21 protein-coding genes and 1 tRNA gene are annotated in these 23,674 nt (G+C 64.4%); 10 read left to right on the top strand and 12 right to left on the bottom strand.

Going from position 1 to position 23,674, the window contains the following annotated elements; genetic code table 11:
• Nucleotides 1-5: 5 nt before the first annotated feature.
• From HV753_RS16035 to HV753_RS16025, 3 genes are all read right to left on the bottom strand, one after another.
• On the bottom strand, nt 6-983 hold the full coding sequence (locus tag HV753_RS16035; protein ID WP_006227256.1) for an ABC transporter permease: 978 nt from the start codon (nt 981-983) through the stop codon (nt 6-8).
• 45 nt (nt 984-1,028) lie between these two features.
• Nucleotides 1,029-2,666, bottom strand: coding sequence for an ABC transporter substrate-binding protein (locus tag HV753_RS16030; protein ID WP_175175506.1), 1,638 nt, complete (start codon nt 2,664-2,666; stop codon nt 1,029-1,031).
• Between the two features lie 88 nt (nt 2,667-2,754).
• Entirely contained in the window at nt 2,755-3,726 is a 972-nt protein-coding gene (locus HV753_RS16025) for a M14 family metallopeptidase (RefSeq protein WP_175175505.1), read from the bottom strand.
• A 298-nt stretch (nt 3,727-4,024) separates the two neighbouring features.
• Between HV753_RS16025 and HV753_RS16020 the strand changes: the two genes are divergently transcribed.
• Nucleotides 4,025-4,939: a LysR family transcriptional regulator gene (locus tag HV753_RS16020; RefSeq protein WP_175175504.1), complete on the top strand. Its 915-nt coding sequence runs from the start codon at nt 4,025-4,027 to the stop codon at nt 4,937-4,939.
• A 67-nt stretch (nt 4,940-5,006) separates the two neighbouring features.
• Here HV753_RS16020 and HV753_RS16015 read toward each other — a convergent pair whose 3' ends face one another.
• The 3 genes from HV753_RS16015 to HV753_RS16005 form a co-directional block, all read right to left on the bottom strand.
• Complete coding sequence (locus HV753_RS16015; protein ID WP_175175503.1) at nt 5,007-6,620, bottom strand: ABC transporter substrate-binding protein; 1,614 nt, start codon at nt 6,618-6,620, stop codon at nt 5,007-5,009.
• Nucleotides 6,621-7,025: 405 nt separating this feature from the next.
• Nucleotides 7,026-7,259, bottom strand: a complete 234-nt coding sequence (locus HV753_RS16010) for a hypothetical protein (RefSeq protein ID WP_175175502.1) — start codon at nt 7,257-7,259, stop codon at nt 7,026-7,028.
• Nucleotides 7,260-7,435: 176 nt separating this feature from the next.
• On the bottom strand, nt 7,436-8,296 hold the full coding sequence (locus HV753_RS16005; protein ID WP_175175501.1) for an NAD(P)H-hydrate dehydratase: 861 nt from the start codon (nt 8,294-8,296) through the stop codon (nt 7,436-7,438).
• Between the two features lie 114 nt (nt 8,297-8,410).
• Here HV753_RS16005 and HV753_RS16000 point away from each other — a divergent pair, with 114 nt between their 5' ends.
• Entirely contained in the window at nt 8,411-9,244 is an 834-nt protein-coding gene (locus HV753_RS16000) for an enoyl-CoA hydratase/isomerase family protein (protein WP_175175500.1), read from the top strand.
• Between the two features lie 373 nt (nt 9,245-9,617).
• Here HV753_RS16000 and HV753_RS15995 read toward each other — a convergent pair whose 3' ends face one another.
• Together HV753_RS15995 and HV753_RS15990 are read right to left on the bottom strand one after the other, a co-directional pair.
• A complete protein-coding gene (locus HV753_RS15995; RefSeq protein ID WP_175175499.1) occupies nt 9,618-10,355 on the bottom strand; it encodes an enoyl-CoA hydratase-related protein in 738 nt (245 codons plus the stop codon).
• The gene (locus HV753_RS15990) at nt 10,352-11,323 is read right to left on the bottom strand and encodes an NAD(P)H-dependent flavin oxidoreductase (protein ID WP_175175498.1); all 972 of its coding nucleotides are present in this window, start codon (nt 11,321-11,323) and stop codon (nt 10,352-10,354) included. The genes HV753_RS15995 and HV753_RS15990 overlap by 4 nt, the downstream gene beginning before the upstream one ends.
• A gap of 205 nt (nt 11,324-11,528) precedes the next feature.
• Here HV753_RS15990 and HV753_RS15985 point away from each other — a divergent pair, with 205 nt between their 5' ends.
• The 4 genes from HV753_RS15985 (at nt 11,529) to HV753_RS15970 (ending at nt 16,408) form a co-directional block, all read left to right on the top strand.
• Nucleotides 11,529-12,152, top strand: coding sequence for a TetR/AcrR family transcriptional regulator (locus HV753_RS15985; RefSeq protein ID WP_175175497.1), 624 nt, complete (start codon nt 11,529-11,531; stop codon nt 12,150-12,152).
• 61 nt (nt 12,153-12,213) lie between these two features.
• Nucleotides 12,214-13,362 carry an acyl-CoA dehydrogenase family protein gene (locus HV753_RS15980; RefSeq protein ID WP_175175496.1) on the top strand — a complete coding sequence of 383 codons (1,149 nt, stop codon included), beginning with the start codon at nt 12,214-12,216 and terminating at the stop codon, nt 13,360-13,362.
• Nucleotides 13,363-13,554: 192 nt separating this feature from the next.
• Nucleotides 13,555-14,784 (top strand): CaiB/BaiF CoA transferase family protein, encoded by a 1,230-nt coding sequence (locus HV753_RS15975; RefSeq protein ID WP_175175495.1) that lies wholly within the window; start codon nt 13,555-13,557, stop codon nt 14,782-14,784.
• A 100-nt stretch (nt 14,785-14,884) separates the two neighbouring features.
• Nucleotides 14,885-16,408: a 3-hydroxyacyl-CoA dehydrogenase gene (locus tag HV753_RS15970; RefSeq protein ID WP_175175494.1), complete on the top strand. Its 1,524-nt coding sequence runs from the start codon at nt 14,885-14,887 to the stop codon at nt 16,406-16,408.
• A gap of 129 nt (nt 16,409-16,537) precedes the next feature.
• Here HV753_RS15970 and HV753_RS15965 read toward each other — a convergent pair whose 3' ends face one another.
• The gene (locus tag HV753_RS15965) at nt 16,538-17,476 is read right to left on the bottom strand and encodes a c-type cytochrome (RefSeq protein ID WP_175175493.1); all 939 of its coding nucleotides are present in this window, start codon (nt 17,474-17,476) and stop codon (nt 16,538-16,540) included.
• Between the two features lie 231 nt (nt 17,477-17,707).
• Here HV753_RS15965 and HV753_RS15960 point away from each other — a divergent pair.
• Nucleotides 17,708-17,782 (top strand) — tRNA-Arg (locus HV753_RS15960).
• A 52-nt stretch (nt 17,783-17,834) separates the two neighbouring features.
• On the opposite strand, the gene HV753_RS15955 is transcribed toward HV753_RS15960, so the two are convergent.
• The gene (locus HV753_RS15955) at nt 17,835-18,743 is read right to left on the bottom strand and encodes a LysR substrate-binding domain-containing protein (RefSeq protein WP_175175492.1); all 909 of its coding nucleotides are present in this window, start codon (nt 18,741-18,743) and stop codon (nt 17,835-17,837) included.
• A gap of 145 nt (nt 18,744-18,888) precedes the next feature.
• Between HV753_RS15955 and HV753_RS15950 the strand changes: the two genes are divergently transcribed.
• Both HV753_RS15950 and HV753_RS15945 read left to right on the top strand, forming a co-directional pair.
• A complete protein-coding gene (locus HV753_RS15950) occupies nt 18,889-19,875 on the top strand; it encodes a Bug family tripartite tricarboxylate transporter substrate binding protein (protein ID WP_175175491.1) in 987 nt (328 codons plus the stop codon).
• A gap of 27 nt (nt 19,876-19,902) precedes the next feature.
• Entirely contained in the window at nt 19,903-21,339 is a 1,437-nt protein-coding gene (locus tag HV753_RS15945; RefSeq protein ID WP_175175490.1) for an amidase family protein, read from the top strand.
• On the opposite strand, the gene HV753_RS15940 is transcribed toward HV753_RS15945, so the two are convergent.
• Both HV753_RS15940 and HV753_RS15935 read right to left on the bottom strand, forming a co-directional pair.
• Nucleotides 21,311-21,910 carry a hypothetical protein gene (locus HV753_RS15940; protein WP_175175489.1) on the bottom strand — a complete coding sequence of 200 codons (600 nt, stop codon included), beginning with the start codon at nt 21,908-21,910 and terminating at the stop codon, nt 21,311-21,313. The genes HV753_RS15945 and HV753_RS15940 overlap by 29 nt on opposite strands.
• Before the next feature lie 119 nt (nt 21,911-22,029).
• A complete protein-coding gene (locus HV753_RS15935) occupies nt 22,030-22,275 on the bottom strand; it encodes a hypothetical protein (protein ID WP_006217094.1) in 246 nt (81 codons plus the stop codon).
• A gap of 198 nt (nt 22,276-22,473) precedes the next feature.
• Between HV753_RS15935 and HV753_RS15930 the strand changes: the two genes are divergently transcribed.
• The gene (locus HV753_RS15930; RefSeq protein ID WP_175175488.1) at nt 22,474-23,598 is read left to right on the top strand and encodes a cupin domain-containing protein; all 1,125 of its coding nucleotides are present in this window, start codon (nt 22,474-22,476) and stop codon (nt 23,596-23,598) included.
• Nucleotides 23,599-23,674 lie beyond the last annotated feature (76 nt).

Here is a 23,674-nt window from a genome sequence, read left to right as displayed (position 1 = left end):
GCGGATTATTGAGCGGGGGTCACGAGCTGCACACGCGGGTCGAGCGCGGCGTACAGGATGTCCACAACCAGGTTGATGACCACGAAGATCAGGGTGACCAGCATCACGTACGCGACCACCACGGGGCGGTCCAGCTGGTAGACGCTATCGATCAGCAGCTTGCCCATGCCGGGCCACGCGAACACGGTCTCGGTGATGGTGGAGTAGGCGATCAGGCTGCCGAATTCCATGCCGATCACCGTGACGACCGGGATCAGGATGTTGCGCAGGATGTGGCGGCGCACGATGCGGCCGGGCTTGACGCCCTTGGCACGCGCGAACTTCACGTAGTCCTGGCTGCGGGCCTCGACGACGCCGGAGGCGGTCAGGCGCAGCACCAGCGCGATATTGGCCAGCGCCAGATTGATGGCCGGCATGATCAGGTGCGACCAGCCGTCGGCGGTCAGGATGGACAGCCGCACGCCCAGCACCGTGACCGTGTCGCCGCGCCCGGTGGCGGGCAGCCAGCCCAGCCAGACGGCGAACAGCAGGATCAGCATCATGCCTTGCCAGAAGTTCGGCAGCGAAAACCCCAGCACGGACGACGCCATGATGCCGCGGCCCAGGTAGTCGTCGCGGTACAGGCCGGCAACCAGCCCCAGCGGGATGCCGACCACACAGGTCAGCATGATGGCCACGAAGACAAGCTCGAACGTGGCGGGAATGCGTTGCACGATCAGTTCGACCGCGGGGATGCCGTGCACGAAGGACGTGCCCAGATCGCCGTGCAGTGCGCGCCACAGGAACCCCGTGTATTGCTGCCACACGGGCAAATCCAGGCCCAGGCGGGCGATCATCGCCTCGCGGGCGGCCTGGCTGGCTTCGGGGCTGACCAGCAGTTCGATCGGGTCGCCCACGGCATACACCGCGAAGAAGACCACGACCGAAACGGCCAGCAGCACGAACAGACTCTGTATCAGTCTGCGTAGGATGAACAAGGCCACGTGATGATTTCCTTGGTGGGCTCAGGGTTTGCGGGCGCCGCGTGCTTACTTGGCGGGCTTGGCCGACATGGCCAGGGTGTATTGATCGGCCCGGCCTTCGTAGACCAGTCCCTTCTTGAACGCCCAGATGCTGCTTTCAAAGTGCAGGGGAATGTTGGGCAGGTCGGCCAGTGCAAGGGTCAGGGACTGTTGCAGCAGCTTTTCCCGCTCGGCCGGGTCCACGGTCACCAGCGCGCGCTTGAACACGCTGTCGAACTCGGGATTGTCGTAACCGCCGTAGTTGCTGGTGCCCAGGCCATGCTCTTTGTCGAACCGGGTAACCCAGTATTGTAGGAAAGACGAGGCCTCGCCGGTTTCCGACGACCAGCCGCCCATCGCGAAGCTGAATTCACGCTTGGCACGCTTGGGGAAATACACCGAGCGCGTCATGGCATCGACGGTGGTCTTGATGCCCACGCGCGACAGGTATTGGGCAACGGCCTGTGAGATCTGGGCGTCGTTGATGTAGCGGTCGTTGGTGGACGAGATGGTCAGTTCAAAGCCGTTGGGGTAGCCGGCTTCGGCCAGCAGCTTCTTGGCGCCCTCCGGGTCGTACTTCAGTTCAGGCGGATGGCGCAGGGTGCCGAACATGCCGTCGGGCAGGAACTGGTTGGCGGGCGTGGCGGCCCCATCCATGACACGCGCGGCGATGGTCTTGCGGTCGATGGCCATGGAAATGGCTCGACGCACGCGCACATCCTGCAAGGGGTTCTTGCCGTCGGCGGCCTTGACCGTCGGGCTGGGGCTGCGCGCCACGTCAAACTGGAAATACACCACGCGCACGGACGGCGTGATCACGTAGCCGTAGCCCGGCGTTTCCGAAATGCGCTTCACGTCGCGCGCGGCGGGGTTTTCGATCAGATCGAAGTCGCCGGCCAGGAGGCCCGTCAGGCGCGGGCCCGCAGCGGGCACCGGCACCATCTTGACGGCCTGCCAGGCCGGCTTGTCGCCCCAGTAGCCCTCATTGCGGGTCAGTTCAATGCCCGTGCCCTTCACGTAGCTCTTCAGCGTGTAGGGACCGGTGCCGATCACATCGCGGCCGCCGTTGAAGTCGGCGACCGTGGGCCAGGGGCCCGTCACGCCGCACTTGTTCTTCAGGTCGAAGGTGATGGGGCCATGTTCGACGATGCCGCTCCACAGCATGGCGGTGCGGGTCAGGTCGTTGGGCAGCAGCGGGTAGGGTTTGTGCGTCTTGATGACCAGCGTGTTGCCGTCGCGCGCCTGCACGTCGGCGAACTTCTGGATGATGGCGGGATACGAGCCGCCGATCGACTGTTCGTTGTTCATCACGCGGCAAAATGTGAAGATCACATCCTGCGCCGTGAAAGGCTGGCCGTTCGAGAACTTGACGCCTTCGCGCAGCGTGAATTCCCAGGTGTGGTCGTCAACCGCTTTCCAGGCCGTCGCCAGTCGCGGAATCAGGTCCATCTTGGCGTCCTGCCCCACCAGGGTCTCGAACATGTGCGAGGTCATCGCATCGTTCGGCGTGGCTTGGTGATAGTGCGGGTCCATCGACGTCGGTTCGGACGACAGGCCGATCGTCAGGGTGGACGGCTTGGACTGGGCCTGGACCTGCATCGCCGCCGTACAGGCGGCAAGCGTACAGGCGAGCAATGCGCTGCGAGTGAATACCTGGGCTGACATGTCTTTCCCTAATTGTTATGGGTAGTGCCGGTAGTGCTGAAAGGCGCCTCTTTGGCGGGCGCTGCTTTGTGTTGAGTCAGGCGTTGGATCAGGCGATAGGCTGCGCCAGACGGACCACCGTCACGCCGGGCCGCAGGTTCGCGGTGGACGGCATGATCAGCACGCAGTTGTCGTAGGGCGTCGTGACGGGTTCGCCTTCGGACCAACCGATGACGGTGCCGGCGGTGGCCAGCGTTTCCAGGCCCTTCCAGGGCTCGGCGAAACGGAAATCTGCGCTTTTGGCGGCGATGGCGTGCGTCACGCGCAGTGCGCGCTGCACCGGAGCGCCGGGTGCGAACCAGTCGCCCGGAATGTCTTCGGCGTCGACCGTGCCGGCTGCCACCAGGAAACGCGCCATCTGGTCGATGGCCACGCCACGCGCTTCGGGTGCGCCATGGAAGCCGCATTCGATCAGCAGGGAACGGGTGCCGTTGTCACCCGCTTCGCCGAACCGGCCATAGTCACGCATGCGCACGCCTGCGGCATGGCCGGCGTCGGCGATGAGGGTGGCGGGGTTGCCCAGTGCCAGCGCCAGCTCGATATTGCGCGCTTCCATGCCGGTCAATTGCAGCGGCACGTCGGAATTGCTCATCGAATGGAAGTCCAGCAGCCAGTCGGCCTGCGCTATCCACGGGCGGATCTCGGCGGCGCGGCGGCGCTCCTGGCTGATCGGCACGGCCAGTTTGTCGTCGCTCCAGACGCGGTTCATGTCTTCGTCCACAAAGCGCGCGGGGGCGTAATTGTGGGCGTCGAAGCGGTCAAAGGCGGCCAGGTTGCAGAACGCCAGGGTCAGCGAGCCACGGCGAGGGCGCAGCCCCGCCGCCAGCGCTTCCTTCAGCGCCCAGGCGCCGCACAGTTCGTTGCCATGGATCAGCGCGCTCAGCATGACGTGCTTGCCCGGCATGTCGGAGTCAAAGTGCCAGACGCCGGGCGTATCCGTATTGCCCAAGCGTTCGGCGGACAAATCCGGACAGGCAAGGAGAAAGGGACGCGGTTGGGGCGCGGAAGCGGGCGTGGGCATGGGGACTCCGATGAAGCGTGTGGATTGTATAGGGGATGGGGCTTCGGGGGCGGCGGCTAGGCGCCGATATCGACAGGCGGCACGGCGCGGCGGTTGGGCGCCGCGCGCGGGCGGCTGGAGACGGCTGCTGACACAGATTTTCCCTTGATTCACGGCGCGTCGTGTGCGCGCCTGTCTGACTGCTTCAGCGAATTCTAGGAGCTCGGAAGCTTTCTCTACAATTAGCATATTTATCCGAAGCCTTGCTGAAAAGGCAAAGCTTTGTCCAAGGGCTGTCATTGGCCGCGAGGGGTTGAACATGCACGGCATCGCCTTGAAGTACTTTCTGGAGGTGGCCCAGGCGGGCAGCCTGAGCGGCGCCTCGGAGCGGCTGCACGTGGCGGTGTCGGCCATCAGCCGGCAGATCGCCAAGCTGGAGGAAGAAGCAGGGGCGCCGCTGTTCGAGCGCGCCGCCCGGGGCATGATCCTGAGCGATGCAGGGCGGTTGCTGCTGGTGCACGCCCGGCGCACCATGCTTGAAGCCGATTCGGTATTGCAGGAAATCGCCGCCGTGAAAGGAGTCGCCCGCAATGAGATCCGGGTGGCCGCCGTCGAAGGCGTGGCGCGTATTTTCGTGCCGTCGGTGATGGCGCGCTTCCGCCAGGACTGGCCCAATGTCCGCTTCGACCTGTTCGTGGGGTCGCCTGCGGAGGTGAGCCGTCGCGTGGCCGAAGGCAATGTGGAACTGGGGATGGCGTTCATCGCCGAGCCCATCAGCGGGGTCAGCGCCCGCTATTCGCGCCGGGCGCCGGTGCATGCGGTGATGGCGGCCGATCACCCCTTGGCTGGCCGACGCAACGTCAGCTTGCAGGACTTGAGCCAGTATCCCCTTGCCCTGACCGGGCCTGGCACCACGACCCGGCAGCTTTTCGACATGGGCTGCACGCTGGAGTCGGTGCAGTTGGAACCCGTGCTGACGTGCAATGACTCGTCGCCCCTGCATGGCTTTGTGTTTGGTTCCGACGCCATCATGCTCAGCGGCTATATCTCGGTGGCCTGGAGCCTGCGCCGCGACGAATTGGTGGCGGTGCCGATTTCCAATACGGAACTACAGTCGCGCACCTTGCAGATCCAGGTCATGCCGGGCCGGGTGCTGCCGCCCAAGGCGGAGGCATTCATCGCGCTGCTCTCCCGGGAGCTGGACCTGGCGCTGGGCGCGGGGCCGGTGGGGTAGGGCTTGCGCCCGAGACGAAAAAAACGGCTGCGAGAACGCAGCCGTTTTTCTGTTCAGGCGGACCTGATTACTTCTTTTCCGGCGTAACCGAGGTGGCCAGCGTGTACTGGTCGCGGCGGCCTTCGTACGTGATGCCCTTGCGGAAGGCCCAGATGCTGCTTTCAAAGTGCAGCGGGATCAGCGGCACGTTGTCCAGGGCGATCTGGGTGGATTCCTGCAACAGCTTTTCGCGCTTGGGCGCATCCACCGTCACGATGGCTTGCTTGTACACCTTGTCGAAATCAGCATTGCTGAAGCCGCCGTAGTTGCTGGTGCCCAGGCTGTTGGGCGAATCCAGGGACGCAACCCACAGCTGGAACAGCGCCGAGGCTTCACCCGTTTCCGCCGGCCAGCCGCCCATCGAGAAGCTGAACTCACGCTTGGCGCGCTTGGGGAAGTAGATCGAAGCCGTCATGGCGTCCACGTTGGTCTTGATGCCGACGCGGGCCAGGTACTGGGCCACGGCCTGGGCCACCTGGCCGTCGTTGACGTAACGGTCGTTGGTGGACGACAGCGTCATTTCAAAGCCGTTTGGGTAGCCCGCTTCGGCCAGCAGCTTCTTGGCGCCTTCCGGGTCGTACTTGATTTCCGGAGCCTTGGGCAGCGCGCCGAACATGCCGTCGGGCATGTACTGGTAGGCCGGGGTGGCCATGCCGTCCATGATGCGGGCGGTGATCGTCTTGCGGTCGATGGCCATGGAAATGGCCTTGCGCACACGCAGATCTTGCAGCGGATTCTTGCCGTCGGTGGTCTTGACGAACGGGCTCGGGTTGCGGCCCACGTCCGGCTGGAAGAACACCAGGCGGGTGGACGGAGTGGCTACGAAACCGAACTTCGGGTTGTCCTTCAGGCGCGGCAGGTCACGGGCGGCCGGGTTTTCGATCATGTCGAAATCGCCGGACAAGAGGCCGGTCAGGCGCGGGCCGGCGGACGGCACCGGCACGAACTTCACTTCCTTCCAGTACGGCTTGTCGCCCCAGTAATTGTCATTGCGGACCAGCTCGATGCCGGTGCCCTTGACGTAGGACTTCAGGGTGAACGGGCCGGTGCCGATGGCATCCTTGCCGTTGTTGAAGTCGGCAACGGTAGGCCAGGCGCCCGTCACGCCGCAACCCTTCTTCGGGTCGAACGTCAGCTTGCCGTGTTCGACGATGCCGTTCCAGATGATCGGCAGCGAACGGGCCATTTCGGCCGGCATCAGCGGGAAAGGCTCGGCGGTCTTGATGATGACGGTGTGCGCATCCGGCGTTTGCACGTCGGTGATGCGCTTGGTCATGTCCATGTAGGACTGCGACACGTTGGTTTCGTTGTTCAGCGTGCGGCAGATCGTGAACAGCACGTCTTCCGACGAGAAAGGCTTGCCGTTCGAGAACTTGACGTCGTCGCGCAGCTTGAATTCCCAGGTCAGGTCGTCCAGGTTTTTCCAGGACGTGGCCAGGGCCGGTATCAGTTTCATGTCGGCGCTACGGCCCACTAGCGAACTGTAGACGTGCGCAGAGAAAGCATCGTTCTGCGTCATCTTGTGATAGTGGGGGTCTGCCGAAGTGGGTTCGGCCGACAGGCCGATCTTCAGCGTCTGGGCTTGGGCGGCAGCCAAGGGAATGGCGGCGGCCAAAAGGGCCAGGGTGGTGCGCAACTTCATGGTGACAACTCCGGATGGATAACGAACCGGATCGTGCTTGCGCAAAAAACCACCGGGGCCGGAGGCGGACAGCGGGTGTCGGCAGAGGGCTTACGGTGTTTTGGCGCCAGGCACGACGGCAAGGGGCCGATTATCGGTAGGGGCTTCGCGCGCTGTCAATGAAGAACGGCGAATCAGGCGCTAGGGAAAACGCCGAGAGGAGGGGGTGGCAGAGATGCCAGGGAGGGCGTCGCGGGGGCTCCCAACAGCTTGAATGGGAGCCGGCGCGGCGCGATGGCGCCGGTGAGGGGCGGGCGCCGAAGGTCCGCTGCAACGGGGCTTGGACCGGCCAAGCGAGCGTTGCGGCGGCAGCGCGCCGGGCGGAATCGCGGGAGATCGTCGCGATTCAGTCCAGCGCAGCTGTACTTACCACTGCGAGCCGGAGAAACGCGAGCTGGCGGCGCGGGCCTTGTTCATCGATTCGTTCACTTCGTCGATGAAAGCAAAGACGCCAGCAACAGCGGCGATCACGGCTTGGCCAGCCTTCTTCAGGTTGGTCAGCGGATGGGAATTCGGTTGGTTTTCGAGGGCGCCGCGAAGCAGGTCGCGCTCCAGCGCGTCGGTCAGGCGGGCAGTGCTATTCAAGGTCAGTTGGCTCATGGTCTTCTCCAGTCCGTTTCGTCTTGGGGTAAACCATTATAGGGATAACCCTAAAATAAAAGCAACGGTCTTTTTAGGGAAAACCCTAGTATGTTGTAAAAATGTTTATTCCACAGGGACTTAGCGCCTTTTTCACCCTGTGGCATGCCTTCTTAGTGCTCTATTTAGTGCCCTTTCTAGTGTCCGTTTCGCAGGGCGCGGGCGGCATCCGCCAGCTCCCCCGCCGTCAGGCCGATCGGGCCGATGCCTTGCGCCACCAGTGCATCGGCGGCGGCGCCGTGCAGCCAGACGGCGCCGGCGACCGCGTGGTCCCAGGGCAGCTTCTGGGCGATCAGCGAGCCCAGCATGCCCGCTAATACGTCCCCCGTTCCGGCGGTGGCCAGCCCGGGGTTGCCGCTGGTATTCACGCGCCAGTCGCCGTCGGGGTCGCAGACGACCGTGCCCGCGCCCTTCAGCACGACCCAGGCCCGAAAGCGTTGCGCCAGTTTGCGCGCCGCGCCAGGCCGGTCGGCCTGCACGTCGGCCGTGCCAATGCCAAGTAGCCGCCCGGCTTCGGCCGGGTGCGGGGTCAGTACGACGGGGCCAGGGCCCCAGTTGGGCTGGATGTCGCCTCGGGCCAGCAGATTCAGGCCATCGGCATCCAGGACCAATGGGGCTTCGTGGCGCAGCACGAACAATTCGGACAGCGCATTGGCCGCCAGCGCGCCCGTGCCGATGCCGCATCCAGCGACCCAGGCGGTGACGCCCCAGTCTTCGTCCAGTAACGACCGGATGTCGCGCAGCATCAGTTCCGGTTGCAGCGGGTCGCAAGCCAGCGGCGCGGCCTCTTGGGCGAAGCCGACCAGCACCTTGCCAGCACCGATTTTCAGGGCGGCCCGCGCCGCCAGCAGCGCGGCGCCCGTCATGCCTGGGCCGCCACCCACCACGCCAACGGTGCCGAAACTGCCTTTATGTGTATCCACGCCACGGGGGGCGAACAGGGCGGGCAGGCTGGCGCGGTCGATCGGGGCGCCGGCGGACGGGGCGGGGGTGTTCATTGGCTGAGGCTCCTTCTGGCTGTCGATGGGTGGACACCGATGTATCCACTATAGTGCGCAAAAACGCGCCGGCCTCAGGCCCGCCCCACTGGTCAAGACACCGCGGAGAAGACAATGACTGATATCACGTTGCAACACTATTCGGCCTACGAATCCCTGAAGCTGCGCCGGCATCCCGGCGGCGTGCTGGAACTGATCATGGGCGCCAAGGGCGGCCAGCCGGGGAAACTGTCCACGGCGGATGACCGCATGCACCGCGAGCTGGCCGACATCTGGCGCGACATCGATACCGATCCCGACACCCGGGTGGTGGTGATCCGTGGCGAAGGCAAGGGCTTTTCGGGCGGTGGCGACCTGGATCTGGTGCAGCAGATGGCGGATGACTTCGACGTACGCACCCGCGTCTGGCGGGAAGCCCGCGACCTGGTCTACAACATCATCAACTGCAACAAACCCATCGTGTCGGCCATGCACGGCGCGGCCGTGGGCGCGGGACTGGTGGCCGGGTTGCTGGCCGATATCTCGATCGCCGCGCGCGATGCGCGGATCATCGACGGCCACACCCGCCTGGGCGTGACGGCGGGCGATCACGCAGCCATCGTCTGGCCGCTTCTGTGCGGCATGGCGAAGGCCAAGTACTACCTGATGCTGTGTGAAACCGTGACGGGCGAGGAAGCCGAACGCATCGGCCTGGTGTCGCTGTGCGTGGACGAAGCCGAACTGATCACCCGCGCGTTCGAGGTGGCCAACAAGCTGGCTGCGGGCTCGCAGACCGCCATCCGCTGGACCAAGTATTCGTTGAATAACTGGTTGCGCATGGCTGGCCCCAGCTTCGATACGTCGCTGGCGCTGGAATTCATGGGTTTTGGCGGGCCGGATGTGAAGGAAGGGATTCAATCCCTGCGCGAACGTCGTGCACCTAATTTCCGGCCGGATTCGCCGTTTTAAGGTGATTTCTCGGCCAGAGTCGTCTTTTTGATGTGATGGGTTGCGCGCGTTTGGATTCGGCGTGCTTGGCGTCGAGCCTCTCGCGCTACACCCATCCTACGAACCGTCCCGTCCCGTCCCGTCCCGTCCCGTCCCGAACCGTACCGAACCGTATCGTAGGATGGGTGTAGCGCGGCACATACGCTGCCAAGCACGACATTACCGAACGCGCGCAACCCATCTCGCCACGCCGCAACGCAACTCGCCACGCCGCAACTCATCTCGCCACGCGCGCAACGCATCTCGCCACGCGCGCAACTCACCTCGCTACGCCGGAACCCATCGCGCCACGCCGCAACTCATCTCACCACCCCGCAACCCCTCTCACCACCCACTACTTCTTAAAGAACTTCGCAAACGCCGCCTGCGCCTCTTCCGTCTGCAATCGGGCGCGGAACTGTTGGGCTTCGTAGTCCAGCGTTTCCTGGATGGCTTGGCGGTCGGCGCGTTTCATCATGGCTTTGGTCAGGCGCAGCGCAACCGGCGGCTGGCGCACCAGATCCGCGGCGGTCGCTTGCGCGGCCGCCAACGCTTCGCCCTTGGGCGTCACCGAGGTGGCCAGGCCAGCCTCGTGCGCGTCGCGGGCCGAGAACGCCTTGCCCTGCATCAGCCACTCGGCCGCGCGGCGTCCGGCCAGTCGGGGCATCAGCAGGCTGGACGCGCCCTCCGGGCACAGACCCAGCGCCACGAACGGCATGCGCAGGGTGGCGCCTTCGCCAATATGAACAAAGTCGCAATGTTGCAACAGGGTCACGCCGATGCCGATGGCATAACCCTCGACGGCGGCGATCACCGGCACATCCGCCATGGTCAACGCCCGCAGGAACGTCAGGCCGGCGCTGTCGCCCGCGCCCCGTTCCGCCTGGAAGTCGCGCAGATCGTTGCCGGCGGTGAAGTGCTCGCCCGCGCCGGTCAGGATGACGGCCGACACTGACAAATCGGCCGACGCCAGCGAGACGTGTTCGGTCAGCGCGGCGTAGGTGGCGGTGTCCAGCGCGTTGCGGCGGTCCTGGCGGTCGATGGTCAGAGTCAGGACGGCGCCCTGGCGCGCGACGTTCAGCCCCGCGCTCATGCGTACGTCCTGCTGGCCAGCTGCGCGCGGGCTTCGTCGTATTCGCGGCGCAGGGTCTCGACGATCTTGCGGGTCGGTTCAACGCTGCCGATGCCACCCACGCCCTGACCCGCGCCCCAGATGTCCTTCCACGGCTTGACCCGGGACGAACCAAAGTTGGACGCGCCGCTGTCGGGCAGCGGCAGGTTGGCCGGGTCCAGCCCAGCAGCCGTGATGCTGGCTTTCAGATAGTTGCCGGGAATGCCGGTGAAGAACGGCGTGTACAGGATATCGGAGGCGCTGGCGTCGACGATGGCGGACTTGTAGCCTTCGCTGGCGTTGGCTTCTTCGCTGGCGATGAAGCGCGTGCCCATATAGGCGAAGTCCGCGCCCATGGCTTGCGCGGCCAGCACGTGTGCGCCGGAAGTGATGGCGCCCGACAGGATCAAGGGGCCGTCATAGAAGCGGCGCACTTCGGACACCAGGGCGAAGGGGCTCAGCGTGCCGGCATGGCCGCCCGCGCCCGCGCACACCAGGATCAGGCCGTCGACGCCCGCTTCCAGCGCCTTTTCCGCATGGCGGATCGTGGTGACGTCGTGGAATACCTTGCCGCCCCAATCGTGCACGCCCTTGACCAGGTCTCCGGGCGCGCGCAGGCTGGTGATGATCAGCGGCACGCGGTGGCTGGCGCACACGGCCAGGTCTTGTTCCAGGCGGTCGTTGGACTGGTGGATGATCTGGTTCACGGCGAACGGCGCCACGGCCGCGCCCGGATTGGCTTCGCGGTACGAGGCCAGGCCGGCCTGCACTTCGTCCAGCCAGTCGGTCAACAGGCTTTGCGGACGCGCGTTCAGCGCGGGGAACGAGCCCACGATGCCGCTGGTGCACTGGGCAACCACCAGCGTCGGGTTAGAGACGATGAACATGGGGGCGCTGATGACCGGCAGGGACATCTGGCCATACAAATCTGTCACGAGAGAGTGGGGCATAGCGTCGTCGCGTTGTGTTCAGGGTCAGTCCATGCGGGGCCGTCTGCGAACAGGCTTGAGTCCCCGAGGCGGATGTGCCTATAATTACCTACCGACCGTCCGGTAATTAATTAATCTTTATTTAACGGCATGCGCCGAACCGCTGTCAATGGAGGGCTGCCCGCCCCGTTGCCGGCCCCCGGCGCAGCCTCTTGCAAAGGCTGTCATGGCGACTTCCGTTCCTCCCGCCCAAAAGCGCGCTCGCGCCGGCCGGCCGCCCACGCTGGTGGCCCCGCGCGAGCGCATCCTGGAAGAGGCCGCCAAGCTGTTCGCCCAAAGCGGCTATGACGGCAGCTCCGTGTCGGATCTGGCCGCGGCCATCGGGGTGTCCAAGGCGGCCATCTATCACTACTACACCACCAAGCAGGACATCTACGACGCCATCATCCTGGGCGTGCTGAGCGGACTGACCCAGAACGTGGGCCAGGATGTCGACCGCGCCGAGGGCGCCACTGCCCAACTCCGCGCGTTCATGGTGGGTCACGCCCGCTACTTTGAGCAGCACCACGCCGAATTCGTGACGATGCTGATCGGCTATTCCGGCATGGCGCTGCCCGAACGCGAAGACGCCGCCCGTCTGCGCGATGGCTACGAGAAGCGGCTGCGCAGCCTGATCGCCCAGGGCGTGGCTGAAGGCGCGTTCCGCTCGCTGGACGTGGCCGCCACCGGCCGCGCCGTGCTGTCCATGCTGAACTGGATGGTGCGTTGGTACAAGCCGGGGCAGGGCGACAGCGCTGAAACCATCGCCGCCGGCTACTTCGATTTATTGGTTGGCGGCATGCGCGCCTGACCGCGCCGCCGCTGGAATTTGCATCGCATCCCTGCATTGCCTCTCTTGTGAGACTCCCATCATGGCCCTGGACACCGAAACCCTGACTCTGTTGCTGGACGCCGTGCGCCGCTTTGTGCACGAACGCCTGATCCCTGCTGAAGACGAACTGGCCTCAAGCGGCCAGGTCCCGCCCGACATCGTCAACGAGATGCGCGAATTGGGTCTGTTCGGCTTGTCGATCGCGCCGGAATTCGGCGGCTTGGGCCTGACGATGGAAGAGGAGGTGCGGGTAGTGTTTGAACTGGGGCAGACGTCGCCCGCGTTCCGTTCACTGGCCGGCACCAATATCGGCATCGGTTCCCAGGCCATCGTGTTGGCCGGCACGGATGACCAGCGCACCCGCTATCTGCCCAAACTGGCCAGCGGCGAACTGATCGGTTCGTTCGCGCTGACCGAGCCCGACGCCGGTTCCGATGCGATGGCCCTGCGCCTGTCCGCCGAACGCGACGGTGACAGCTATGTATTGAACGGCACCAAGCGCTACATCACGAACGCGCCGATCGCCGGCCTGTTTTCGGTGATGGCGCGCACGGCGCCCGAACGCCGCGCCAATTCGATCTCGTGCTTCCTGGTCGAGGCCGGCACCCCTGGCCTGAGCATCGGCAAACCCGACAAGAAAATGGGCCAGGCCGGCGCGTTGACCAGCGACGTGGTGTTCGACAACTGCCGCGTGCCCGTCAGTGCGTTGCTGGGTGGCGAAGAAGGCAACGGCTTCCGCACGTCGATGCGCGTGCTGGACAAGGGGCGCCTGCATATTTCAGCGCTGTGCGTGGGCATTGCCGACCGCCTGTTGGCCGACGCCGTCAAGTACGCCCTGGAACGCAAGCAATTCGGCCAGCCCATCGCCGAGTTCCAGCTGATCCAGGGCATGATCGCCGACAGCCAGGCTGAGCTTTACGCCGCCCGTTGCATGGTGCTGGACGCCGCCCGCATGCGCGACCGGGGCGAGAACACCACCATGCAAGCGGCTTGCGCGAAGCTGTTCTCGACCGAAATGGTGGGCCGCGTCGCCGACCGCGCCGTGCAGATCCATGGCGGCGCGGGTTACATGTCGGAATATGCCGTGGAACGCTTCTATCGCGACGTGCGACTGTTCCGCATCTTTGAAGGTACGTCGCAGATCCAGCAACTGGTGATCGCCCGCGAAACGATCAAGGCCCATTCCTGATCCGTGGGCGGCCCGGCGCGTCCAAGAGGCTAATATCCAGCTTGACGAATGGTGATCCGGGCGCGACCCTAGCGGGCTGCGTCCAGGCATGACGCGCCAGCGGCCCGCGCCGCCGGCATGACGGATTCCAGTCTGGCTTGCGCCGGCCGCCAGCCAGGCGTTTTCATTTCTCATCTAGCGAAAAGAACTCTGATGTCGCAACGTCCCGCTCCCCTTACCGGCATACGTGTGCTGGACCTGACCCGCGTATTGGCGGGCCCCTGGTGCACCCAGAACCTTGCCGACCTTGGCGCCGAAGTCATCAAGATCGAACGCCCCGGCGCGGGCGACGATACGCGCGCCTGGGGGCCTCCGTACCTGAAGGACGAAGCGGGCAACGACACCACCGAAGCCGCCTATTACCTGTCCGCCAACCGCAACAAGCTGTCGGTCGCGCTGGACATCGCTTCGCCGCGCGGCGCCGAACTGGTCCGTGAACTGGCCCTGCAAAGCGACATCCTGGTTGAGAACTTCAAGGTAGGCGGGCTGAAGAAATATGGCCTGGACTATGAAAGCCTGAAGGCCATCAACCCGCGCCTGATCTATTGTTCGATCACTGGCTTCGGCCAGACCGGCCCGTACGCCAGCCGCCCCGGCTACGACTTCATGATCCAGGGCATGGGCGGGCTGATGAGCATCACCGGCGAACGCGATGACCTGCCTGGCGGCGGGCCGCAAAAGGCGGGCGTGGCAGTGGCCGATCTGATGACCGGCATGTATTCCACGGTGGGCATCCTGGCCGCACTGCTGGAACGCGCCAATAGCGGCTTGGGGCAGCACATCGACATGGCCCTGCTGGACTGCCAGGTCACGATGCTGGCCAACCAGAATCTGAATTTCATGACCTCGGGCGTGGCGCCCAAGCGCGCGGGTAACGCGCACCAGAATCTGGTGCCCTACCAAGTGTTCGCGGCCGCTGACGGCCACTTGATCGTGGCGGTCGGCAACGACAGCCAATTCCGCAACTACTGCGGCGCGATCGGCCTGTCCGAGTTGTCGGCCGACCCGCGCTTCTCCACCAACCCGCAGCGCGTGAAGAACCGCGCGGAACTGGTGCCGCTGCTGGCCGAGCGCATGGCAACCGGCGCGCGCGACCATTGGCTGGCCGTGCTGGAAGGCGTGGGCGTGCCAGCGGGTCCGATCAACACGCTGGACCAGGTTTACGAAGACCCGCATGTGCTGGCGCGCGGCATGAAGCGCGAGCTGCCGCACCCGGCGGCAGGCAAGGTGCCGATGGCGTCCAGCCCGCTGAAATTCTCGGACAGCCCGGTCGAGTACCGTCGTCCGCCGCCCATGCTGGGCGAACACACCGCACAGGTCCTGGCAGAAAAGCTGGGGCTGTCCGCCGAAGACATCCAGGCGCTGGCTCAGAGCCAGCCTTGAGCGAAGACGGAGCGGTCTTGCGACGGCTCCGTTTTCCTTTGCGCACGCCACGTCGCGGCGCACGCGATCCATTCCAATAAATGCAGGCAGGAGAGAGTTGATGACAGAGATTCAAACCATCGGCGTCGTGGGCGCCGGGGCCATGGGGCGCGGCATTGCGCAGATTGCGGCGCAAGCCGGCCTGCGCGTGCGCTTGTACGACACCAGCGCCGACGCGGTTGCCGCGGCGCGCGAATCGTTGCGCCAGACCTGGGAAAAGCTGGCCCAGAAGGGCAAGCTCACCACCGCTGACGCGCACGCTGCGCTGGAGCGCGTGGAGTCCGCCACGGCGCTGACCGACATGTCGGCGTGCCAACTGGTGGTGGAAGCCATCGTTGAACGTCTGGACGTCAAGCGTGATCTCTTCGCCGCCCTGGAAGGCGTGGTCTCGGAAGACTGCATCCTGGCGTCGAACACGTCGTCCTTGTCCATCACCGCCATCGCCGCTGCCTGCAAGCACCCGCGTCGCGTGGTGGGCTACCACTTCTTCAACCCGGTGGCGTTGATGAAGGTAGTGGAAGTGATCGACGGCCTGCGCAGCGCGCCCGAAGTGGGCGACGCGCTGGCGGTGCTGGCCCGCCGCATGGGCCACACGCCCGTGCGCGCCAAGGACATGCCGGGCTTCATCGTCAACCATGCCGGCCGTGGCATGAATACCGAAGGCCTGCGCGTGGCGCAGGAGGCCGTGGCCACCTTCGCGCAAGTGGATGCCGTCATGCGCGAGCAGGCGGGCTTTCGCATGGGTCCGTTTGAATTGCTGGACCTGACCGCGCTGGACGTGTCGCACCCGGTGATGGAATCCATCTACCGCCAGTTCTTCGACGAGCCGCGCTTCCGCCCGTCGCCGATCACCACCGTGCGTCTGGCAGGCGGCCTGATTGGCCGCAAGGCGGGCGAAGGCTTCTACGTCTACGCCGACGGCCAGAAGCAGGTGCCCGCCGAACCGCCCGTGCCCGCGCTGCCGGAAGGCCTGAAAGTGTGGGTCAGCCCCAAGCACGCCGAAGGCTACGCGCGTGCGTCGGCACTGGTTGAAAAACTGGGCGCGACGCTGGTCACGGGCGCCACGCCTGATGCCGATGCGCTGATCATCGTCACCCCGTTTGGCGATGACGTGTCCACGTCGGTGTCCGCCCAGGGCTTGAACGCCGGCCGCACCGTGGGTCTGGACACGCTGTATGCGTTCGACGGCGCCAAGCGCCGCACCGTCATGGTGTCGCCGGCGACGGAAGGAAAATGGCGCGATGCCGCCCATGCGCTGCTGGCCGCCGATGGCGTGCCGGTGACGGTGATCGAGGATTCGCCGGGCTTCATCGCTCAGCGCATCGTCGCCATGATCGTCAACATTGCCAGCGATATCGCGCAGCAGCAGATCGCCACGCCGGAAGACATCGACCAGGCCGTGACGCTGGGCCTGGGCTATCCAGTGGGTCCGCTGGCGTTGGGCGACAAGCTGGGCGCCGACCGCATCCTGGAAATCTTGAAGAGCATGCAGCGCGTGACGGGCGACCCCCGCTATCGCCCCAGCCTGTGGCTGCAACGCCGCGTGCAACTGGGCTTGTCCCTGTTGAAGTCGTCGGCCGAATAGGCCTGCGGATTTTTCTGCGGCAATGAAAAAGCCCCTTGAGCGATCAAGGGGCTTTTGCTTTTGCTGTTGATGGGTTACGCGCGGTGGGCGGCTGCGCCTTGGCGCAGGTCGTCTCGCGCTTCACCCATCCTACTTGGCGGCGTCGACCATGTATTGCACGGCGGCGCGGATGTCGTCTTCCGAGGCGTTGGCCGCGCCACCCTTCGGGGGCATCGGCGGCTTGCCTTGCATGGCGACCTTCACCATCGCGTCCATGCCGGTCTTGATGTACGGATCCCACGCGGCCTTGTCGCCGAACTTGGGCGCGTTGGCTACGCCGGTGGCGTGGCAGGCGAAGCAAACGCTCTTGTAGAGCTTTTCGCCGGCCGGGTTGACGGCGGCGGCAGCCACTTGCGGAGCGGCAGCAGCGGGGGCAGCAGCAGCAGGGGCAGCAGCAGTAGCAGCGGCGGCAGCCGGTGCAGCGGCAACGGCCGGTGCGGCCGCAGGTGCCGAGGCTGCCGCGACCGGAGCCGCAGCGGCAGGCGCCGCATCCGCTTCCTTCTTCGCGCCTTCCTCGGCGGGGGCCGCAGGCTCGGGCAGCGAGGCACCGGACTTGTTGGCCATGTAGACGACAGCGCGGGCGACTTCATAGTCGGACAGCGTGGGGTTGCCGCCCTTGGCGGGCATGCCGCCCTTGCCGTGCAGGGCCACGTTCAGCATGGTGTCGTAGCCCGACTTGATGAACGGCGCCCAGGCCGCGTTGTCGCCCATCTTGGGTGCGCCGGCAATACCGGCGGTATGACAGGCGGTACAGACAGCGGCAAACACCTGTTCGCCCGTCTTGAAGACCTTGGGCGCGTTGGCATCGACAAGCGCGAATCCCGCGACGGGAGCAATGCGTTTGGTGACGGCTTCCTCAGACAAGGTATCCGAGCCGGCCCCGACCTTGGTGCCGGAGACCACCATGTTCACCAATAGGATGATGATGGCGATCGGGATCACGAAAGATAGAACGATCGTGACGACCAGTTGCTTGGGGGTCTTGATGGGGGAGGAGTGCTCTTCTATGTGTTCCTGCTCGTTGCTCATGACCAAATCCTGCTAACGGGTGGGGCGCCTAGCGGCGGCAACAGAAAATCAGTAACTGCACAAATCGGCGGACAAGTGACGCATCCGCCTGCAAGCAAACGCTGGATTATATAACGGTGTCATGGACGAGCGTCCAATGCATCTGCCGGGGTTTTCGATGAGATTGATGGAAGATTTGATCCACTTCATGCAGGCTGTCGAAAACTAGGTACAATGTCGCCTCCTTGCGCTGCGCCCGTAGTTCAATGGATAGAATGAGAGTTTCCGAAGCTCTTGATACAGGTTCGATTCCTGTCGGGCGCACCATCAGATCAAGGGGTTACGCAACAAGCGTGACTGTCGCGCAATGCTTGCGTGATCAAAACTCCCCCGCACTTGCCATACGCTGCCTGAATAGATCGGCCATGGTCACTGCTGCGAGCGACAACGGCGTTCCTCGAAGCGTCATGATGCCGATGCTTGCGACTGGCATGGGAACCTCCACTTGAATCCGCGTTGCTTCGTCGCCATAAGGTTTGACGTTGAGCATGCCGGATGGACAAATGATCAGTGCGTCGCTTCGGGTCATCAGATTCCACATGACGCCGAACGTATCGCAGTCGATGACATGTTCGGGCTCTTGCAAGCCTTCCGCGCGCAGGCCTTGCAGAAAGGCCTCGGTGTGGCTGCCTCCCGATACGTTGAGCAGCCATTCGCAACCGCGGATGTCTTCCCAGCGCGTGGCTCGCTCCATCGGGTGGCCGTGCCGGCAGGCGATCATGAATTCAAGTGGCCGCAACGGTTCGAAGTCGAATTCAAACTCGCTGTCGGCCCTGCCCGTCATGCGAGAGGCCAGCGCGAAATCCAGCATTCCATTGCGCAGCGCGGGCTGGACCGCAGCCAGCAGACCTTCCGAGACTTTGACACGGGCGGCGGGCATGCTGCGCCTGAAATCACTCAAGACGGCGGGCAACACGCTCAGCATCACCATGGGGGTCACGCCCACGGCCACTCGCGCCTGGGCGCCGCCAAGCAGTTGACGGATGTCTTGGCGCGCAAGGGTGAGCTGGGCTTGGGCCAGCCGCGCGCGCACCGTCAACCGTTCGCCACATTCGGTGATCGCGATTCCTCTTGAGCTTCGCGTGAGCAGCGGCGCGTCGAGCTCGGCCTCCAATTCCTTGATGGCCTTCGTCACCGCAGCCTGGCTCAGGTGAAGGCTGCGCGCCGCCGACCTGATGCTGCGAAGCTCGGCCACTTTCAACCATGCCCGAAGATGATGGTCCTTCACATGCGCCTCGAGAGTGACAACTATTGGTCGTCACCATAACAAAAATATAGCCTTACTTGCAGCGCTAGAGCTCTCTAAGCTTCACGACGACAAGACTCAATTCAATCCAACGTCTAGTCCGTGTTGCTCTTCAGGAGAACGTCCCATGCTGATTTTTCCGAGTCGTGCCCGCCGGGCCATTTCGCTGTGCTTGGGGTTGCTGGCCATTGCGGGCGGCAGCGCGGCCCGGGCCGAATGGCCTGAACGGTCGATCAAACTTATCGTGCCGTATGTTGCTGGCTCCGGCCCCGATGTGGTCTTGCGTCCGATCGCCGAAGCCGTCGGGCGTGAACTGGGCCAGCCGGTGGTCGTTGATAACCGCGGGGGCGCGGGAGGCATCGTCGGCACTCAGCTATTAGCCACGTCGCCACCGGACGGCTACACGATCGGCTTCGGCAACCTGGTGACGCTGGCGATCAACAAGAGCATGTATCCGAAGCTGGCGTATGACCCGCAGCGCAGTCTCTCGCCCGTCAGCCTTGCCATCAGCAACGCCCTGGTTCTCATTGCCCGCAATGATTTCCCGGCAAGCAATGTTCAGGAATTGATCGACTACGCCAGGAAGCATCCAGGCAAGGTCAGCGTCGGTTCGCTCGGCGTGGGATCCAGCGCCCATCTGGCCGGTGAAATGCTCAAGAGCGAAACGGGCACTTCCATGCTGCACGTGCCTTACAAGAGCGGGCAGCAGGCGGTCGTTGACATCGCCGGCGGGCAACTCGATGTCATGATCGACAACGTGGCTGGCGTCTTGCCCTTCATCCGTTCGGGCCAGGTCAAGGTGTTGGGTGCAACCAGCCTGAAGCGCGTCCCCGTCCTGCCCGACGTACCGACGGTGGATGAATCCGGTTTGAAGGGGTTTGAAGTGGTGTCGTGGGGCGGGATCGTCGTGCCTGCCGGCACGCCCAGGCCGATCATCGACAAACTCAACGCCGCCGTGGCGAAAGCCCTGGAGGACCCGGCGGTCCTCCAGCTCAACGCGACGCTCTCCGTTGACGCGACGCCATCCACGCCCGAGCAATTCGCGGCCCTCATTGCGACCGAGATTCCGCGCTGGGGGGCGATGGTGAAGCGTTCCGGCGCATCGGCCGACTGAGCACGACCATAGAAATTCGGAGCCATCATGATGAACGAACTCTGGCGCTGGAGCGCCGTCGAACTTGCCCACGCCATCCGGACGGGGGAAGTATCAAGCCGGGAAGCCGTGCAAAGCTGCCTGGATCGCGCGGATCAGGTCAACGCCACCTTCAATCCGCTGACCGAGATCTACGCCGATCAGGCGATCAAGGCGGCTGACGCCGCCGACGCCGCCGTTCGTGGCAAGCAGGAACTCGGAATGCTTCATGGCGTGCCGGTGACGATCAAGGCCAACGCCGATCTGGCCGGGTCGGCGACCACCAACGGCGTGGTTGCGTATCGGGACGCCATCGCGAAGGAGAATAATCCGGCGGTCGACAATTGGATAAATGCCGGCGCGGTGGTCATCGGCCGCACGAACGTTCCCGCCTTCTCCTGGCGCTGGTTTACCGACAACGATCTGCATGGACGTACCGTCAATCCGTTCGACGCCGCGCGCACGCCCGGGGGTTCCAGCGGCGGTGCTGCCGTTGCTGCGGCCTTGGGCATTGGCGCCTTGGCGCATGGCAGCGACCAGGGCGGTTCGATCCGCTACCCGGCCTATGCATGCGGCGTGGCGGGGCTGAGACCTTCGCAGGGCCGTGTGCCGGGATACAACGCAAGTCAGAGGTCTGAGCGCGCGGTGGCTTCCCAGATGGCGGCAACCCAAGGCCCCTTGGCGCGGACCATCGCTGACTTGCGATTGGGGCTGGCCGCGATGTCCCCCGGTGATTCCCGTGATCCATGGTGGGTGCCGGCGCCGCTTGATTTGCGGCGTCCCGGCGACAGCCGCCGCGTTGCGCTGTTTGGCGGGACGCCGGCATTCAGGCCCGATCCTGCCGTGTCGGAGGCGTTGCGGCGATCGGCTGCGTGGCTGGAGGATGCCGGATACATCGTTGAAGAAGCGGCGCCGCCCAGATTCGACGAGGCCGTCGACCTATGGCTCAACGTGCTGATGAATGAAGCGTCCGGATCCATGCAGCGTGAGATCGAAACGGTCGGCGATCGGGCGATTCAGCGTGCATATCAAAGCATGCTGACGCACACGTCGATCCTGGACAAGGAAGGCTTCATCAAGGCGATGGCAATGCGTACGACGATACTGCGGGAGTGGGGCGCGTTCTTCGATCGTTATCCCGTTCTGCTGATGCCGGTGTCGCTGGAACGCCCGTTCCCGATCGATCTGGATCAGCAAGGCGACGACATCATAGGAAGAATGATCCGCGCCCAGAGCCCGTTGATCTCAACCGCCATTCTTGGCCTCCCAGGCCTGTCGGTTCCAGTCGGGTTGTCGGATGGCGTGCCGATGGGCGTCCAGCTGGCGGCGGGCCGGTTCAGGGAAGACCTGTGCCTTGCCGCAGGCGAGGCCATCGAGGCGCGCGCGTCGTGGTCTGTCCTGGAGCAGCTACCCGCGGCTATAGCTCGGCCAGCTGCTTGGAATTGAAGGCCCACTGATGGGTGGCGTCGCTGGTGCACTGAACGACCGTCTTGGTGTGCCGCTTGGGGCCGATGTCCTCAAGCTTCAATTCCCCGGAGCATACCGGGCAGTCTCCGCCGATCTTCGTGACGAAGACGCGCCCCGTCTTATCGGCTTCGACGTTGATCAGATGCGGCAGCCGCACGAATCGGTGTCGCATCAGGCCAATCCCCAGAATGAGGGCGAGCGTGCTGGGCATGCCTAGCACGCACCACCAGGCGGCAGCCGACCCGAAGAACAGTTCGGCAAGACTGGCCGCCAGGCCCACCGCGCCGAACAAGGCGAGCCAACGTACTTTGAGGGATCGGTCGCCAAGCGCGATGGGGAGGGTGAATGAACGTCCGAGTTCGGGCCGTTCCCAGCCACCCTCTTTGGATAGCGGCTTTCGGCCCCCCGACGCAATCGGATCCTGAGCGGCGTTGAAATCGCCGCCTGGCGGAGTCGTCTTTGGGCTTGCCAGACCCGACAAGGTCTTTTGGCATTCACTGCAAAGACGATCGCGGCCGCGATGCGCGGCCCCGCAAGTTTCGCAATACACGTGTGCGTCCTCGGGCATCAATACAAGAGACCCAAAGGATACAACTGGCGGGCAACCCCCATAGCCCCAAGGCGGGTTGGCGCGGCCCGTTCCTGTTCGGGGCGGGCCGCGCCGCGCGGTCAGTCGTCCAGCGACGGCACCGTGCCGATCTGGGTCAGGATGCGAGGCGATTCCATGTCGCCGGTTTCCTTGTCGATCCAGACTTCATACGCGGCAACCCCCGCGAATTTTGAAGCCATGGAGTTTGCGATCCGGATGGCTCCGAACTCACTGCTGGCCGGACGGATTTCACCTGGCGCGACACCATTGGCGGCGGCGCGATAGGGAACGACGATGTACTGAACAAGATGAGCGGCTTCGGACACAGGATTCTCCTGGACGACTGTTTTTCGGGCGAGCGAAATGTATCACGTCGCACTGTGTTTTTGTACAGTATTTTTTGACGCCGCACCAACTAATTCTTCTTCGACGGGAAAACCCCTAGCGCGCAGTGATTGCCCGATTTCAGCGCCGCCTCTATTATTTTCGAAAATCTTCTGATTTTTATAAAAAGAGGGCAAGGGATGGAATCGAACCGGTATGACGCCTACCGCGAAGACACCGCAGGCCGCGCCAATGTAGCCGACTCGCCGGAGCGCATCGCCTACTACCAGGAGCTGGCACGCCTGGAGACGGGCGCGTTGTGGACGGTGGCGAACAAGATCGAGCCCTGGGCGCCGCGGTCGGCGTCGGTGCCCGTCGTGTGGCGCTATCAGGACTTGCGCGGCCATGTGCTCAGGTCGGCCGAACTGGTGTCGCCCGAAGAAGCGGGCCGGCGAGTCATCTATCTGAATAATCCCGGCCGGCGCGACGTGGCCGCCGCCGTGGGCTGGCTGTATTCCGGGTTGCAGGTGATGCAGCCCGGGGAACTGGCCTCGGCCCACAAGCATTCGCACTCGGCGCTGCGGTTCATCATGGAAGGCCGGGGTGCCTACACCGTGGTGGACGGTCACAAGATGACGCTGGGCGCGAATGATTTTGTGTTGACGCCCAACGGCACCTGGCACGAGCACGGCGTGGCCGAGGACGGCACCACCTGCATCTGGCAGGACGGCCTGGACATTCCGCTGGTCAACGCGCTGGAGGCCGGTTTCTATGCCGTGCATCCCGATTTGAACCAGACCGTGACCTATCCGGTGGATGACACCAGCGCCGCCTGGGGCGGCGTGGCGTTGCGGCCGCAGGTGTCCGGCTGGACGAAGCCCTATTCGCCGTTGTTCAAGTACGAATGGGAACCCACCTACGAAGCACTGCGCCGCTATGCGCGCACCACGGCCGGCAGCCCTTATGACGGCATCCTGCTGGAATACGTGAATCCGGCAACCGGCGGCTCGGTGATGCCCACCATTGGCGCAAGCATGCAGCTGCTGCGGCCCGGGGAACACACCAAAGCCCACCGCCATACCGGCAGCTTCATCTATCAGGTGGCCAAGGGCAGCGGCTTTTCCATCATCGACGGCAAACGCTATGACTGGACCGAACGCGACATCTTCTGCGTGCCGTCCTGGGCCATTCACGAACACGTCAACCTGTCGTCCAACGACGATGCCTGCCTGTTCTGTTTCAACGACCTGCCCGTGATGCGGTCGCTGGCGCTCTACCGCGAAGAAGCGGTCAAGGAAAACGACGGCCATCAAGTGCTGATCTAGCGTCGTCTCGATTCCCTTATTGAATTTTCATCCGCCGTGCGGGCTTGTCCCGCACGCCTGGCTCAACTCGTTCTGA

Source organism: Achromobacter pestifer, from assembly GCF_902859625.1.
In the GTDB taxonomy this organism is placed as follows: domain Bacteria; phylum Pseudomonadota; class Gammaproteobacteria; order Burkholderiales; family Burkholderiaceae_B; genus Achromobacter; species Achromobacter pestifer.
This window is presented reverse-complemented; position numbering and strand designations above follow the sequence as displayed.

Bases quoted from the DNA above. Each gene is read 5' to 3' on its own strand.
- HV753_RS15950 (WP_175175491.1), top strand. From the start codon at position 18,889: ATGCTGATTTTTCCGAGTCGTGCCCGCCGGGCCATTTCGCTGTGCTTG.
- HV753_RS16025 (WP_175175505.1), bottom strand. From the start codon at position 3,726: ATGCCCACGCCCGCTTCCGCGCCCCAACCGCGTCCCTTTCTCCTTGCC.
- HV753_RS16020 (WP_175175504.1), top strand. From the start codon at position 4,025: ATGCACGGCATCGCCTTGAAGTACTTTCTGGAGGTGGCCCAGGCGGGC.
- HV753_RS15990 (WP_175175498.1), bottom strand. From the start codon at position 11,323: ATGCCCCACTCTCTCGTGACAGATTTGTATGGCCAGATGTCCCTGCCG.
- HV753_RS16030 (WP_175175506.1), bottom strand. From the start codon at position 2,666: ATGTCAGCCCAGGTATTCACTCGCAGCGCATTGCTCGCCTGTACGCTT.
- HV753_RS15945 (WP_175175490.1), top strand. From the start codon at position 19,903: ATGATGAACGAACTCTGGCGCTGGAGCGCCGTCGAACTTGCCCACGCC.
- HV753_RS16000 (WP_175175500.1), top strand. From the start codon at position 8,411: ATGACTGATATCACGTTGCAACACTATTCGGCCTACGAATCCCTGAAG.
- HV753_RS15965 (WP_175175493.1), bottom strand. From the start codon at position 17,476: ATGAGCAACGAGCAGGAACACATAGAAGAGCACTCCTCCCCCATCAAG.
- HV753_RS15970 (WP_175175494.1), top strand. From the start codon at position 14,885: ATGACAGAGATTCAAACCATCGGCGTCGTGGGCGCCGGGGCCATGGGG.
- HV753_RS16010 (WP_175175502.1), bottom strand. From the start codon at position 7,259: ATGAGCCAACTGACCTTGAATAGCACTGCCCGCCTGACCGACGCGCTG.
- HV753_RS16015 (WP_175175503.1), bottom strand. From the start codon at position 6,620: ATGAAGTTGCGCACCACCCTGGCCCTTTTGGCCGCCGCCATTCCCTTG.
- HV753_RS15985 (WP_175175497.1), top strand. From the start codon at position 11,529: ATGGCGACTTCCGTTCCTCCCGCCCAAAAGCGCGCTCGCGCCGGCCGG.
- HV753_RS15930 (WP_175175488.1), top strand. From the start codon at position 22,474: ATGGAATCGAACCGGTATGACGCCTACCGCGAAGACACCGCAGGCCGC.
- HV753_RS16005 (WP_175175501.1), bottom strand. From the start codon at position 8,296: ATGAACACCCCCGCCCCGTCCGCCGGCGCCCCGATCGACCGCGCCAGC.
- HV753_RS15995 (WP_175175499.1), bottom strand. From the start codon at position 10,355: ATGAGCGCGGGGCTGAACGTCGCGCGCCAGGGCGCCGTCCTGACTCTG.
- HV753_RS15980 (WP_175175496.1), top strand. From the start codon at position 12,214: ATGGCCCTGGACACCGAAACCCTGACTCTGTTGCTGGACGCCGTGCGC.
- HV753_RS15975 (WP_175175495.1), top strand. From the start codon at position 13,555: ATGTCGCAACGTCCCGCTCCCCTTACCGGCATACGTGTGCTGGACCTG.